Origin of the sequence: Saccharopolyspora sp. 6M, assembly GCF_020176775.1 — a bacterium.
Taxonomy (GTDB): Bacteria; Actinomycetota; Actinomycetes; order Mycobacteriales; family Pseudonocardiaceae; genus Saccharopolyspora_C; species Saccharopolyspora_C gregorii.
Window position 1 is genome coordinate 18294 of the sequence record NZ_JAIUJZ010000141.1, and the last position, 12869, is coordinate 31162.

The window sequence follows — 12869 nt, forward strand, 5'->3', positions numbered from 1 at the left end:
CTGGACCAGGGGGAACCATGGTGGAGATCTCGACGCGGCCGTCGGTGGCCGAATTCCGCGGCCCGACGTTCGGGCTGACGAAGTTCCTGGACCCGCTGCCGGTTCCCCCGGTGCTGCGGCCGACCGCGCACGGCTGCGACGCGGACCTGACGATCCGGGCGATCACCGCCCGCGCCCGGTTGCACGGCGAACTGCCGGAAACGGTGCTGTGGACCTACGACGGGCACTTCCCCGGCCCGACGATCGAGGTGCGGCGGGACCGGATGCTGCGCGTGGCGTGGACCAACGAGATCACCGGGACGATGCCGCTCACCGCCGTGCGGGTGCCGCAGCCACCAGCGGGCACCCCGCCGGAGGAACTGCCCGCGAACCGGCCCGGCTACCCGCGGAATCCGGACGGCAGTCCCGCGGACGGCGCCGCGTTCGTCGACGGCGTCGCCGAACTGCCCGCCTGGCTGGTGACGCACCTGCACGGCGCCGACGCGAACGCGGGCAGCGACGGGTGGGCGCACAACGCCGTGCTGCGCGGGCACTCCCAGCTCACCGAACACCCGAACCGGCAGGCCGCCGCGGCGCTCTGGTACCACGACCACGCGATGGCCGTCACGCGCTGGAACGTCACGCCGGACTGTTCGGCGCGTACCTCCTCCGCGACGACCGGGAGCGGGCGCTGGGGCTGCCGGACGGGGAGCGGGAGGTCCCGCTGCTGATCTGCGACCGGAACCTGGACACCGACGCCGCGGGCGAGCTCACCGGGCGGCTGTTGTTCAAGGTGCCTGCGATCGGTACCGCGATGATCCCGTTCACCGGCCCGTTCACCCTGGTGAACGGGATGATCTGGCCGCACCTGGAGGTCGACGCGGCCGCCTACCGGTTCCGCGTGGTCAACACCTCGAACGCCCGGTTCTACCGGCTGAACCTGATCGACGCCGACGGCGCGTCGGAGAACGCCGTGGTGCGCCAGATCGGCACCGACGGCGGGCTGCTGCCCCGGCCGGTCCCGCTGCCCGCGGACGGGCTCGTGCTGGCTCCCGCCGAACGCGCCGACCTCGTCGTGGACTTCGGGCGGGTGCGGGGGCGGTTGCGGCTGACCAACACCGCCGCCGACGCCCCGCTCGAACCGGGCGTCATGCAGTTCCGGGTGCGCGGCGGGCGGGCGCAGGACACCTCGCGGCTGCCCGACGTGTTCTCCGCGGGACCGGAGCGCATCGCACACCTGCCCGGGGAGCACGACCAGGTGTGGGTCGGGCTCGTGCCGCCCGGCACCGGCGGCGAGGCGCACCCGCAGCTGTGGGAACTGCGCGAGCTCGCCGCGCACGAGGTGCCACCGCTGCCCGCCGCGGGAGTGGTGCAGGTGACCGATCCGCGGACCGGGCGAACCCGCACCTTCCGGCAGGTCGCGTCGCTGTTCGACGACACGGTCAGCGTCTTCATCGCGCATGATGCCGTCGTCGAGTGGAACTTCATCAGCTTCGGCGGGCCGCCGCACCCGATGCACGTCCACCTGGTGCAGTTCCGGATCCAGGCGCGTCGCCGCTTCACCGCCGACTTCGACGTGGCGCTCGGCGGAACCCGGTCCCCGGCCGACGGGTTCACCGACGTTCCGCTGGAGGACTTCGAGCGCGGGCGCAAGGACACCACCGTCGTCGGCGGTGGGGAGTGGGTCAGCGTGCTGGCGCGGTTCGGTGCGTCCACCGGCCAGTTCATGTACCACTGCCACATCCTCGACCACGAGGACGAAGGCATGATGCGCCCGTTCGTCGTGCACCCGCCGGAGATCGCCCGCTTCCACCCGCACCCGGGCTCGCACCCGCACGAGCCCTACCGCGGAGCGTGAGCGCGGCGACTGGGACCGCGCACCGCGCTCCGGCAACCACCCGGAGACCACCCGCCACAACTACCTGCCGGCCGCCACCCAGCTCGCCCGCTACGTCGCCGAGCACTCCCCCGACGCCGACGACGCCGCCGAGAACACCACGGCCGACATCGAAGCCTTCCAAGCCGGGATCATCGAAACCCGCCCGGCCTCGACCGCGGTGAACAAGCAGAAATGCCTGCACCAGTTCTTCAAGTGGCTCATGCTCGACGAGGAAGAGATCGACCGCTCCCCCCCAGTAGCGTTGTGCGACCATCCTTTGATCCCACCTCGCCCCGGAGGCGTCCGAACTGCTGCCGAATACCGCGAAACGCACTCGCGCAGATGCGTCCGGCGCTACGGTGAACGCGGTCGTATGGCCACGCATTCGGCTTCCGCGCGGGTCCGGTGCCCGAGGGGGCGCCATGAGATCTTCCGCGTCAGACCCGTTCGATGAACCGACGAGCAGTACCGATCCGATCGTGATCGATCCGTTGGTACGCGATCTCGACGCCGAGACGCGTAGGTTGCGCGCGGCAGGCCCGCTCGTGCGAGTCGAGCTGCTCGGTGTGCCCGCGTGGTCGGTCGTCCGGCATGCCGAAGCCAAGCGGCTGCTCACCGACTCGCGGCTGGTCAAGGACATCGGGCGGTGGAGGCTGTGGCGCACCGGTGCGGTCACCCGCGCCTGGCCGCTGATCGGCATGATCGACGCCGGTCACTCGATGTTCACAGTGGACGGGGACGAACACCGGCGACTCCGCGCGAAAACCGCGCAGGCGGTCACACCGCGGCGTCTGGAGAACATCCGGCCGTTGATCACTAACGTCGTCGGCGAACTGCTCGACGAGCTCTCCGCCCGAGACTCGCACGAACCGGTCGACATCAAAGAGCTGTTCGCGCAGCCACTACCGATGGCGGTGATCAGCGCGCTGTCGGGGTACCCGCAGAGCTACGCCCCCGGCTGCACGCGCTCTACAAGGCGTTCTTCTCGATGCTGACGCCGCAGGAGGAACGGCTGGCGGTCATCGCCGAACTCGACGACATCTTCCTCGAGCTGGTCCGGGCGCGCGCCGCCGAGCCGTCCGGTGACCTCACCAGCGCGCTGATCGTGACGGAGGAGGGCGGCGAACCGCTCACCGAACAGGAAGTTCTCGGCAACCTCAAAGCGATGGTGGCCGCGGGGCACGAGACCACGATCAGCTTGATCCTCAACGCGGTGCGGGCACTGCTCGCCCACCCCGATCAGTTGCGCCTGGTGCTGGCGGGCGAAGTCGGCTGGGATGCGGCCATCGAGGAGACCCTGCGCTGGGACACGCCGATCTCGCACCTGCTGATGCGATTCGCCACCGCGGACATCGAAGTGGGCGGCGAGGTGATCCGCGAAGGCGATGGTGTCGTGATGTCCTACCGGGCGATCGGCCGGGACGACGGACATCACGGACCGGACGCGGACGAGTTCCGCATCGACCGCACCGGAACGGCCAGGCACATGACCTTCGGCCACGGGCCGCACATCTGCCCCGGAGGAGCAGGACTGTCCCGAATGGAGGCCGGTATCGCGCTTCCCGCGCTGTTCGCACGATTCCCCTTGATGCGCGCGGCTGTGCCCGCGGAGCAGGTGCGGAACCAGCCCGTGCTCACCCAGAACGACTTGCGGGAGTTCCCAGTCTTGCTGCACGGTGCTTGAACCGGGCGCGACGGTTCCTGCGCTGCAACGCTCATTTGACGCGCCACTTCCCGGTCGCGGTGACGCTCGTCCGCTGCGGCGAGTTCGTCCCCCACCACGATCTTCACGACCACCGACCGCAGGCGCCGATGGCCATCAGGTCGTTCGCGCAGCGTGCTGAACGCCGGTCCGCGTGCTGGAGTACTCGCCGGAAGAGTCCGCACGCAGCTTGCAGAGCAGAGCGCGGCGAGGGCCACCTCGCTGACGCGTGTCAGGCCGGTCACCGCGACACCTCAGCGAGGCAACGACGACTCGTGCGTGGTCAGTGCTGGGGCGTGGTGAGCAGGACGACCTTGCCGGTGCTGTGGCCCGACTCGACCGCGCGGTGCGCGTCGGCTGCTTCGGCGAGGGCGAAGGCTGCTGAAACGGTCGGCACCAACTCGCCCTTCGCGGCCAGGTCGACGACGCTCTCGAGCCACCCCCGCTGGGTGCGGACGTGGGTCGCGGCGAACCGGACGCCGGCCTGCCCGGCCTCCGCCTCGAGGTCGCCGGCCCCGCCGCCGAGGGCGACGAGCGTCCCACCGGGGCGCACCGCCCGCAGCGCCGTCGCGCGGGAGCCGGCGGCGAGGCTGAGCGCGACGTCGGCGGTGCCCACCAGGACTGCCATGGCCTCGGGGTCGCGGTAGTCGACCGTCTCGTCCGCGCCGAGGCTCTTCAGCCAGTCGTGCTTGCCCTCGCTGGCGACGGCGACGACGTGCCCGCCGAGTCGGTGGGCGATCTGGACGGCGAGGTGGCCGACGCCTCCTCCGGCACCGGTGATGTGCACGCGCTGGCCCGGCCCGACCGAGGTCGTGTCGGCGAAGGCCTGCCAGGCGGTCATCGCCGCCATCGGCAGCGCCCCGGCCTGCTCGTCGGCGAGGTTCTCCGGCGCCGGCACGAGGTCGTCGGCGGGGACGACCGCGTGCTCGGCGTACGCGCCGCCTTCGCGCGGGAACCGCGCCAGCCCGAGGACGCGCTGGCCGAGCTCGAGGCCCGTCACGTCGGCGCCGACCGCCGCGACGGTGCCAGCGACGTCCCAGCCGGGCGTGAACGGCAGCTCGATGATCCCGGCCGCGGCCATGCCGCCGCCCTCACGGGTCATGACATCGATGGGGTTGACCCCGGCCGCGGCGACGGCGACGAGCACGTCGCCCGGTCCCAGGTCGGCCGCGGTCGGCGCCGGCACGTCGACGAGCTCGAGGGACTCTGGTCCGCCGAAGGCGCGTTGGACGATCTTCGTGCTCATGGTGCTCCTCCTCGTCAGCGGGCGCGGACGTCAACCGGCCGCGGTCGATGCCCCGACTGGACTGTCCGGCTCGGGGTCGGTCTCCGCGAGTCGGCGGCGTCCCACGGCCCACACGGTGAGTCCGGCCACCATGATGACCAGGGAAGCGGTCATGACCGCGGCCCAGCCGCCCGCGGTCCACAGCGGACCGGCGACCGCCGATCCGAGCGCTCCGCCGAGGAAGTTGCTGACGACGAAGGCCGTATTGAGCCTGCTGCGCGCTGATCCGGGCAGCGCGAACAGCCGGGTCTGCCCGAGGACGACGATGGACTGGGCGGCGATGTCGAGCGCGATGACGACCACGATCAGGGCCACGATGGAACCGCTGCCCGCCCAGGCGGCTGTCAGGGACAGGCCCAGCAGAGTCAGGGCGATTCCGGTGGCCGGTACGGACCAGCCGCGGTCGTGCAGGGCGCCGGCGCGACGTGCGGCGAGGGCTCCGGCCAAGCCGGCCAGGCCGAGCAGGCCGATCCGGCTGACGGAGAACGAGAACGGCGGTGCGGTCAGCAGGTAGGTCAGAGACGTCCAGAACATGGAGAACACGGCGAAGCTCGCGGCGCAGATCGCCAGGGTCGGACCGACCGCGCGATGCTGGGACATCGCGGTGAACACCGAGCCCAGAAGACGCGGATAAGGAACGGGTTCGCGGGGTTCGAGGGACGGGATGACGGTGCGGAGCACGGCGGCGAGAACGAGGGTCACCGCAGCGGCCATCCCGTAGATCGCCCGCCAGCCGAACAGGTCAGCGACGAAGCCGCTGATCGTGCGGGAGAGCAGGATGCCGATCAAGGAGCCGGAAGCGACCGCACCGACCACCCGGCCGCGTCGCTCGGGCTCGGCCAGCTCACTGGCCAGCGGGGTCAGCAGCTGCGCGCCGACGGTGGTCAGTCCGACCCCGCCGAGGGCCGTGAGAAGCGCCCCGAACGAGGGCGCCAGCGCAGCGCTGAGGAGTGTCGCGGCGGACACGGCGAGGATGAGCGGTATGAGGCGGCGCCGGTTGAGGACGTCGCCGAGCGGCACGATGAGGAAGATGCCGAGCGCGTATCCGACCTGGGTGACGGTGACCAGCGTGGCGGCGCTCGATGACGAGACGCCGAGGGACGAGGCGATGACCTCGATCAGGGGCTGGGCCCAGTAGAGGTTGCCGACGGCCATGCCGGCGACGATCGCGAAGATGAGCGTGCGGGCCGGGGTCATCCGGCGGTGGGGCGTGGAGGGCGTGGTCGACCCTGTCACGAGAGGTCCTTTCTGGGCAGGTGGTGCTGTGGCACCACTGGTGAGGGCAGGCGGGCGTGCCGTTCCGGTGCGGCGGCAGGGCCGCGTCACGGCTCGCGGCAGGCGAGCGCCGTCCAAGGAGTCCGCACGTGGGTGACGAGCCCGGTGCGCAGCCGGTGGCGAGGGGCGGAAGGAGGCCGGTCAGCTCTGCTGACGCGTAGTGCCTTCGCGCGAGGAGTCGGGCGAGCCGTGTGCGGTCATGTCGAGCAGGAGCACGGCGTCGTGGTCGGGGGTGCCGGGCTAGGCGGTGTAGACGGCCATGCGGTGTCCGGGACTGCCCTCGAGGGCCATGCCTTGGAAGGAGAGGGTGACGGTGCCGACCTGGGGATGCCGGAAGGTCTTGGACGGGTTCTTGCGGCCAGTGACTTCGTAGCGCTCCCACAGCCTGGCGAAGTCCTCGCTCTTGAGCAGGAGCTCGCCCACGAGCTGGGCCAGGTCCGGGGCGTCGGGGTCGGTGCCGGCCAGGGCCCGCAGGCGGGCGACGCACCCGCGGATCTGGTCGTCCCAGTCGGGGAAGATCTCCCGTCCGGACGGATGCAGGAACAGGTAGCGGGCCAGGTTGCGCTGCTTGGCGGGCCACTCGGCCAGACCCGGGTAGAGGGCGAGCCCACCAGGGTTGTGAGCCAGGACGTCCATACTGCGGCTGAGGACGTAGGCCGGGTTCGGACGCAGCGCCTCCAGCATCAGTTTCACGTGCGGACGCACGCTACGACTGGGAGCGGGCGCCGGCTCGGGCACGTAGCGGGCGGCACGTACCGCCAGGGCACGCAGGTGCTGATGCTCGGCCTCGTCCAAGTGCAGGGCCCGAGCCAGGGAATCGATGACAGCGGGGCTGGGACGCGTCTCCTTGCCGCGCTCCAGACGTGTGTAGTAGTCGATGCTCACCCCGGCCAGGGTGGCCAGCTCCTCGCGGCGCAGCCCGGGAGTGCGGCGCACGCCGGGGCCAGGGGACAGACCCGCGCTCTGCGGGCTGGTCTGGGTGCGGCGGGCGCGCAGGAAGCGCCCCAGCTCGTCACCGCTGCTGTGCTGCTCGGATGCCATGCGTCCAGTGTTGCGCCGCCGTCACCGTGACACACCCGTTGAAGGGGGCCCTGTCGCGCGCCCCCCCCCCCCGCCCCCCCCCCGCCCCCCCCCCCCCCCCGGGCGGGCGCCGTGGGGCCCGTGTGGGGCCGCGGGAACCGGTCCACACCCGTTTACGGGGGCCCTGGCGTACCCCCCCCCCCCGCTAACCGCTCCCCGGCAGATCCCGGCCTGCCTATCGCGCGCGCCGGACGGAAGCCTGAACGAGCACCCCAGAACACATCCGGCCCTGCCGGGCCACCTGAGAACGTAAGGATGGAGTACGCCATGACCCGCGACATCGCTTCGCTCGTCGCCGCCGCGGACCGCCACGACGCCGACGCCTTCGTCGCGCACCTCACGCCCGACGTGAAATCCGTCTTCGCGAACACCGAGCCCGTCATCGGACGGGAGAACGTGAAGAAGGCGACGATGGCTTTCTGGGACACGATCGAGGGCGTCAGCCACCACATCCTCGCGATGCACGAGAGCGGCGACACCGTCACCGTGCAGTTCGACATCGAGTACCACCGCAAGGACGGCAAGGCGGTCACCCTGCCCGTCTGCAACGTCCTGGTCTTCGACGGCGACCTGGTGAGCGTCTCCCAGGTCTACGCCGACCTCGCCCCGCTCTACAACTGAGCGCACGCAGCCCCTGAACTGCGCCAACGGCTGCGCGAAGGCACCGTGATGTAGGACGGCGTCCGGGCTCGCCAACACCGCCGGGCCGGTCGCGCCGAACCGACCGAACCCTATTCGTCAGGAGAAGCACGACATCATGAAGCACATCAAGCTGGGAGACCTCGACGTCGCACGGATCGGTCTGGGTGCGATGGGCATGTCCCACGGCCTGACCGGCGCCGGGACCGATGATGCGGAGTCCATCCGCACCGTGCACCGGGCCATCGACCTCGGCGTCACCCTCATCGACACCGCCGAGATCTACGGTCCCTACATCAACGAGGACCTCCTCGGCCAGGCCCTCAAAGGCCACCGGGAGCAGGTCGTCCTGGCCACCAAGTTCGGTCTCGTCTCTCACTCCGGAGCCGGTGCGTGGACGGTGGACTCCAGCCCGGCCAACATCCGGACCGCCGTCGAAGGGTCGCTGAAGCGGTTGGGCACCGACCACATCGACCTGTACTACCAGCACCGCGTCGACCCGAACACCCCGATCGAGGAAACCGTCGGCACCCTGGCGGAACTCGTCGCCGAGGGCAAGATCCGCCACATCGGCCTGTCCGAGGCCGGCCCGGACACCATCCGACGCGCCCACGCCGTCCACCCCGTCACCGCCGTGCAATCCGAGTACTCGCTGTGGACCCGCGGCATCGAGGACCGCGTCCTGCCGGTCCTGCGGGAGCTGGGCATCGGCCTGGTGCCGTTCTCCCCGCTGGGACACGGCTTCCTCACCGGAACCGTCCGCAACGAGAACGACTTCGACGAAGGCGACTTCCGCCGCGGCAACCCCCGCTTCACCGGTGAGAACTTCCGGCGCAACCTGGCCCTCGCCGATGAAGTCCAGACCATCGCCTCCGAGGCAGGAACCACGCCCGCGCAGGTCGCGATCGCCTGGCTGCTCGCCCAGGGCGACGACATCGCCCCCATCCCCGGCACCAAGCGCGTGGCCCGCGTCGAGGAGAACACCGCCGCCGACAGCCTCCAGCTGCCCGCCGATGTCCTGGCCACGCTCTCCAGCCTCCCGCCGGCCGCCGGCGACACCCACACCGAAGCCGGCCTGCGCATGATGGAACGCTGATCAGCCGGCCCGCACCGCTGTGTGCGAGTGGCCCGTACTGCGAGAAGCACCCCGCAGCGCCTAGGGATGCCGCTCCCGACCGCGAGAGTGCCAGGCCGGGCAGGAAGGACCGCTTCTGGACGCTGGACGGGGACGCCAGCCCACGCGAGTGTCGTCGTCCTCGTCCGGTTCGGACGCGTCCGGGCACGCAGCGGGCGCAGGCCGCCGTCGGCCGAGGTGGAAGCGCAGAAGCCGTAGCGGCCGAGCACGTTGCGGTTCGCGTGGCACAGCGGGAAGAGGCGGGCGAGGCCCTCACGCGCTCGCGCCCCCGAGCGGGCAATGCACGCGCCCCTCGGCGGCGGCGTCCAGGTAGCGGGTAATCCACAGCACGGCGGCGTTGAGGACCATGCCGGGCGCGCCGTCGCGGGAAGCATCCCCACGTGCGCGGGGCCGACACGCACATCGGAGAGCGTCACCCGCAGCAGCAGGGAGCATCCCCGGAGGGCTCGCTGAGCGGACCATCGACGTGACCGTTCAGCCGGCGAAGGACGGCGTGATCATTCCTGGTGACATGGTCGACCACGAGTTCATCCCTTGGGCTGTCGACAAGGACGCAGCTGCACACAGGATCCGGGAAGGAGCGCATCACGTGCTCCAGGAAACGGGCCGGTTCTTTCCGGGAGACGTCCGCTGGTTCAGAACGCACAACTACGAAGGGTAGGAACGAGAAGAAAACGTTGATCAGCGACGAGCTGATCGCCGACGTCGTCACGGACGGCGATCTCGACTACATCGACATCACCGCCATCGGTCAGCTCCTGGTCCTCGCTACCGTCGCCGCTCCAGAAGGGCTGCGCGCGCAGCGGAGATCGCCGTCGACCTGGCCCGCCGGGGACTTCTCGCGTTCGGCACCCCAGACCCGGAATTCCGCCTGTGGAACCTCTCCACCGAAACCGCGGCCGCCCGCCTCCATCCCGAAGCCACCGCCGAGCTTCAGCGCTCGACACTAGCTGGGTCGCGCTCAGATGCAGGTGCTTCCCAGTGGCTCAACTGTCGCCTTGTTGGAGCCGCGAAATGAGGACCGGCTCGAAGAAGCCGGCGACAGGCGGCGCAGGAGGCGTACGTCCTCCTGCGGTACGAGTGCATGCCGCGATGGGGACGGGCTCGGGGAGCCGGTGACAGACCGCGGCGATCCGCGCCCTACTCAATTTCACCTGGCAGGCCGCAATGAGGACCGGCTCGAAGAGCCGGTGACAGCGGATGCGGCTGCGGCTGCGGCTCACCTCGGGCCGACGCCTGCCGCAATGAGGACCGGCTCGGAGAGCCGGTGACAGGGACCCGGCAGTAAGGGTGTTCTGACCTGGGTTTTCAAAGATCGTCGCGAGCGGTTCCGTTCGGAGATCGCGAGGAAACGGTTGTTCGATCTTACCGCATGCCGATCTCGCTCATGAGCTGCGCGAACTCGACGCGAGCGGCTACGCCTGGCCGAGACCGAACCGGACCGCTCGCCCCAGCCGAGCGCGCCCCGACGTCCCGGCCGGGTCGCGCTCGGTCCGCTACGTGCCGGATGGCGTCATCCGTTCCAATCCCGGAACCCGAGGGCCATTCTGGGCGCCCACACGACCGGGATGTACCGAATTTCGCAGATAGACGTGGCGACTTCGACTTCCCGCGGGGTCACCGGCCTGCCGGGTTGTTCGAGCGCCGTCGCCGAGCTGAACCAGGGCGCATCGAGGCCGAGCAGTTCGTAGCGCGGGCTGCTCGGTGTCGCGAGGTCCTTCGGCACGAATTCGGTGCTCTCCTGGTCGTCGGTCGGCGGGATCGTGTTCGCCAGTGCTGCCACGAAGGCCTCGCGCAGCACCGGGTGGTCCGGGACGAGGATGTTCGCAGGCAACGGAGCCTTGCGTTCGCGTTCGGTCGTGGTGAGGCGCATGGCGCGGGCCATCATCTGCGAGATGAACAGCGGTGCGGTGACGTTGGTGGCGTAGGCGATGGTGGAGACCTGCGGGCAGTCGAACCCTTCGGTGATCATCCGGACGGCGACGATCCCGCAGGACCGGTTCTCCTGAGCGGCGAGCTGCAGGGTGCGCAGCGCGCCGGGTTCGTCGGAGGTGACCAGCCGCGCGAAATTCCGCCCGGTGACCCGGTTCAACACCAGCGCCGCCGATCGGGCGGCCTCTTGGCCGGGGCTCGGGTGTACGTGGCACCCACGGGCACCCGCTGCCTCAAGAGTCCCCGTATCACCGGAGGCGATCCGGTACCTGCCGCGCTACCTGGACGGCGGATGGGATACCCGACCCTGACGAGCCGTTGTGGCGGACGAGGCGCGGCCGGTGTCGTATCGGGCGATGCGGCGAATTCTCCAGCGGGCCAACGAAAATCTGGGCACGAACCTCTGCACGACGTGCGGCACACGGCGTCGACCCGGATGGCCGACGCCCCGGAGATGCCCTTCCCGACGTCCAGGCCGTCCTGCGGGAGGCCAGCGTCGAGAGCACGGGCCGCTACCTGACCGTTCGGGTGGAGGACATGTTCGACGAGCTCCAGGAGCACCACACCCGGCCCCGCCCGCAGAGCTCCTACGCCGCCAACTACGCGGCGGCGGACATCGGGGTGGTATTCGGCGGCTGAGAAGTACACGCGGCGCAACCGCCGGTCTCCGGCATGCGCGCCCGCGGCGCTGACAGGTCAGGGCAGCTCGGATTCGAGGCGGCGCTGTAGTTCGCCGAGGGTCTCGCGTGCGAGGTCGAGCCGTTCCGGATCGAGGCCTTCGGTGGTGCGCAGGGCCAGATGGGTGTAGGCCGCCTGCATCCTGTGCAGGGCGGCGCGGCCGGTCGGGGTGACTTCGAGCAGCTTGGCCCGCTGGTGCGCGGGGTTGGGCCGATAGCAAGCGAGGCCGTCCTCGACGAGCAGGTCCGCGACGCGCTGCACGCCCTGGCGCGTGTGGCCGAGCCGGCAGGCGATGGCCCCCACCGGGGCGGCTTCGTGCTCGACCTCAGCCAGGACCTGCCAACGCGCCAAGCTCTGACCGGTGGGCCGGGCGATGCCGTTGCCGACCGCCTCGACGACGTCGGCGAGCCTGCCGACCTGGTCGACCAGTGCGGCGTAGGCATCGCATGCTTGATCACCACTCTTGACAACATGTTGTCGTCTCGCTAGCTTGTCGGACATGACAATATATTGTCATGTGAGCGCCTCGGCCCGCAACAGGTGAACCAGGAGAACCGAATGCCCTCCGCACCCCGCCCACTTCTGATCTCCCGCGACATCATCATCGCCGCACCACCCTCGGCGGTGTTCTCCGCACTCGCCAATCCGCACCGCCACGCCGATTTCGACGGTTCGGGCACCGTGAAGAACACGGTCTCGGGCCCGGTCCGGCTGAACCTGGGCGACACGTTCAAGACAGCCATGAAGCTGTTCGGCGTGCACTACCGGATCGTCAACACGGTCGTCGAGTTCGAGGCGGATCGGCGCATCGCGTGGTGCCACCCCGGCAAGCACCGCTGGCGCTACGAACTCGACGAGGTCGACGGCGACACGCGGGTGACCGAGACCTGCGACCTCACCACCTCGCCGGTCCGCGGACTACTCGTGCGCACACCGTGGCCCCGCTGGAACGCCGAGGGCATCGAGAAGACCCTGCCGCGGCTCAAGGCACTGGTCGAGAACGGCGCCTGAACCCCACCAGCCGGGCCGACCCCACCCGACTCGCCCACCAGCAGCGAGACCTGCGGCCGACGGCCGGCCACATCGCCGCACGACCACCCCGGCACTCGAATTGCCGCGGCATCTCACCACTTCGACATGTTCTCCCCGCTGTTCGCATGTCGCTGAATTCTCCACGCGCAGGGTCGCACCTTCGCCGCGCGCCTAAGAACTGCTAACAGAAGGTTTGGGTGCGTCGGTGTTGGATGAGGCAGGTGGTGAGTTGGAGGAGGCTGTCGTGGATGTC

General features: G+C 70.3%; 13 protein-coding genes. 8 read left to right on the forward strand and 5 right to left on the reverse strand.

Annotation, left to right across the window (positions count from 1 at the left end; genetic code table 11):
* The first annotated feature begins 17 nt into the window (after nucleotides 1-17).
* From LCD31_RS18880 to LCD31_RS18900, 4 genes are all read left to right on the forward strand, one after another.
* Nucleotides 18-710, forward strand: a complete 693-nt coding sequence (locus tag LCD31_RS18880) for a multicopper oxidase domain-containing protein (protein ID WP_224959878.1) — start codon at nucleotides 18-20, stop codon at nucleotides 708-710.
* A gap of 62 nt (nucleotides 711-772) precedes the next feature.
* Nucleotides 773-1837, forward strand: a complete 1065-nt coding sequence (locus LCD31_RS18885) for a multicopper oxidase family protein (RefSeq protein ID WP_224959898.1) — start codon at nucleotides 773-775, stop codon at nucleotides 1835-1837.
* A gap of 500 nt (nucleotides 1838-2337) precedes the next feature.
* Nucleotides 2338-2853, forward strand: a complete 516-nt coding sequence (locus LCD31_RS18895) for a cytochrome P450 (RefSeq protein WP_224959880.1) — start codon at nucleotides 2338-2340, stop codon at nucleotides 2851-2853.
* Nucleotides 2847-3542: a cytochrome P450 gene (locus LCD31_RS18900; RefSeq protein ID WP_224959882.1), complete on the forward strand. Its 696-nt coding sequence runs from the start codon at nucleotides 2847-2849 to the stop codon at nucleotides 3540-3542. The genes LCD31_RS18895 and LCD31_RS18900 overlap by 7 nt, the downstream gene beginning before the upstream one ends.
* Before the next feature lie 301 nt (nucleotides 3543-3843).
* Here the strand turns inward: LCD31_RS18900 and LCD31_RS18905 are convergent, their stop codons facing one another.
* The 3 genes from LCD31_RS18905 to LCD31_RS18915 all read right to left on the reverse strand — a co-directional run bounded on the left by LCD31_RS18905 (nucleotide 3844) and on the right by LCD31_RS18915 (nucleotide 7161).
* On the reverse strand, nucleotides 3844-4806 hold the full coding sequence (locus tag LCD31_RS18905; protein WP_224959884.1) for an NADP-dependent oxidoreductase: 963 nt from the start codon (nucleotides 4804-4806) through the stop codon (nucleotides 3844-3846).
* A 30-nt stretch (nucleotides 4807-4836) separates the two neighbouring features.
* Entirely contained in the window at nucleotides 4837-6042 is a 1206-nt protein-coding gene (locus tag LCD31_RS18910) for an MFS transporter (RefSeq protein WP_224959886.1), read from the reverse strand.
* A 318-nt stretch (nucleotides 6043-6360) separates the two neighbouring features.
* Nucleotides 6361-7161, reverse strand: coding sequence for a helix-turn-helix transcriptional regulator (locus LCD31_RS18915; protein ID WP_224959887.1), 801 nt, complete (start codon nucleotides 7159-7161; stop codon nucleotides 6361-6363).
* 306 nt (nucleotides 7162-7467) lie between these two features.
* On the opposite strand from LCD31_RS18915, the gene LCD31_RS18920 reads away from it, so the two are divergent.
* The 3 genes from LCD31_RS18920 to LCD31_RS18930 all read left to right on the forward strand — a co-directional run bounded on the left by LCD31_RS18920 (nucleotide 7468) and on the right by LCD31_RS18930 (nucleotide 9924).
* Nucleotides 7468-7821, forward strand: a complete 354-nt coding sequence (locus LCD31_RS18920) for a nuclear transport factor 2 family protein (protein WP_224959888.1) — start codon at nucleotides 7468-7470, stop codon at nucleotides 7819-7821.
* A 136-nt stretch (nucleotides 7822-7957) separates the two neighbouring features.
* Nucleotides 7958-8935 (forward strand): aldo/keto reductase, encoded by a 978-nt coding sequence (locus tag LCD31_RS18925; protein ID WP_224959889.1) that lies wholly within the window; start codon nucleotides 7958-7960, stop codon nucleotides 8933-8935.
* A gap of 716 nt (nucleotides 8936-9651) precedes the next feature.
* Nucleotides 9652-9924, forward strand: a complete 273-nt coding sequence (locus tag LCD31_RS18930; RefSeq protein ID WP_224959890.1) for a hypothetical protein — start codon at nucleotides 9652-9654, stop codon at nucleotides 9922-9924.
* Nucleotides 9925-10487: 563 nt separating this feature from the next.
* Here LCD31_RS18930 and LCD31_RS18935 read toward each other — a convergent pair.
* Nucleotides 10488-11069 carry a hypothetical protein gene (locus tag LCD31_RS18935; protein WP_224959891.1) on the reverse strand — a complete coding sequence of 194 codons (582 nt, stop codon included), beginning with the start codon at nucleotides 11067-11069 and terminating at the stop codon, nucleotides 10488-10490.
* Between the two features lie 533 nt (nucleotides 11070-11602).
* Nucleotides 11603-12085, reverse strand: a complete 483-nt coding sequence (locus tag LCD31_RS18940) for a MarR family winged helix-turn-helix transcriptional regulator (RefSeq protein WP_224959892.1) — start codon at nucleotides 12083-12085, stop codon at nucleotides 11603-11605.
* 57 nt (nucleotides 12086-12142) lie between these two features.
* Between LCD31_RS18940 and LCD31_RS18945 the strand changes: the two genes are divergently transcribed.
* Nucleotides 12143-12595 (forward strand): SRPBCC family protein, encoded by a 453-nt coding sequence (locus LCD31_RS18945; RefSeq protein WP_224959893.1) that lies wholly within the window; start codon nucleotides 12143-12145, stop codon nucleotides 12593-12595.
* The last annotated feature ends 274 nt before the right edge of the window (nucleotides 12596-12869 follow it).

Coding starts and splice junctions, on each gene's coding strand:
- LCD31_RS18880 (WP_224959878.1), top strand. CDS start 18: ATGGTGGAGATCTCGACGCGGCCGTCGGTGGCCGAATTCCGCGGCCCG.
- LCD31_RS18900 (WP_224959882.1), top strand. CDS start 2,847: ATGCTGACGCCGCAGGAGGAACGGCTGGCGGTCATCGCCGAACTCGAC.
- LCD31_RS18905 (WP_224959884.1), bottom strand. CDS start 4,806: ATGAGCACGAAGATCGTCCAACGCGCCTTCGGCGGACCAGAGTCCCTC.
- LCD31_RS18910 (WP_224959886.1), bottom strand. CDS start 6,042: ATGACCCCGGCCCGCACGCTCATCTTCGCGATCGTCGCCGGCATGGCC.
- LCD31_RS18915 (WP_224959887.1), bottom strand. CDS start 7,161: ATGGCATCCGAGCAGCACAGCAGCGGTGACGAGCTGGGGCGCTTCCTG.
- LCD31_RS18920 (WP_224959888.1), top strand. CDS start 7,468: ATGACCCGCGACATCGCTTCGCTCGTCGCCGCCGCGGACCGCCACGAC.
- LCD31_RS18925 (WP_224959889.1), top strand. CDS start 7,958: ATGAAGCACATCAAGCTGGGAGACCTCGACGTCGCACGGATCGGTCTG.
- LCD31_RS18940 (WP_224959892.1), bottom strand. CDS start 12,085: ATGTCCGACAAGCTAGCGAGACGACAACATGTTGTCAAGAGTGGTGAT.
- LCD31_RS18945 (WP_224959893.1), top strand. CDS start 12,143: ATGCCCTCCGCACCCCGCCCACTTCTGATCTCCCGCGACATCATCATC.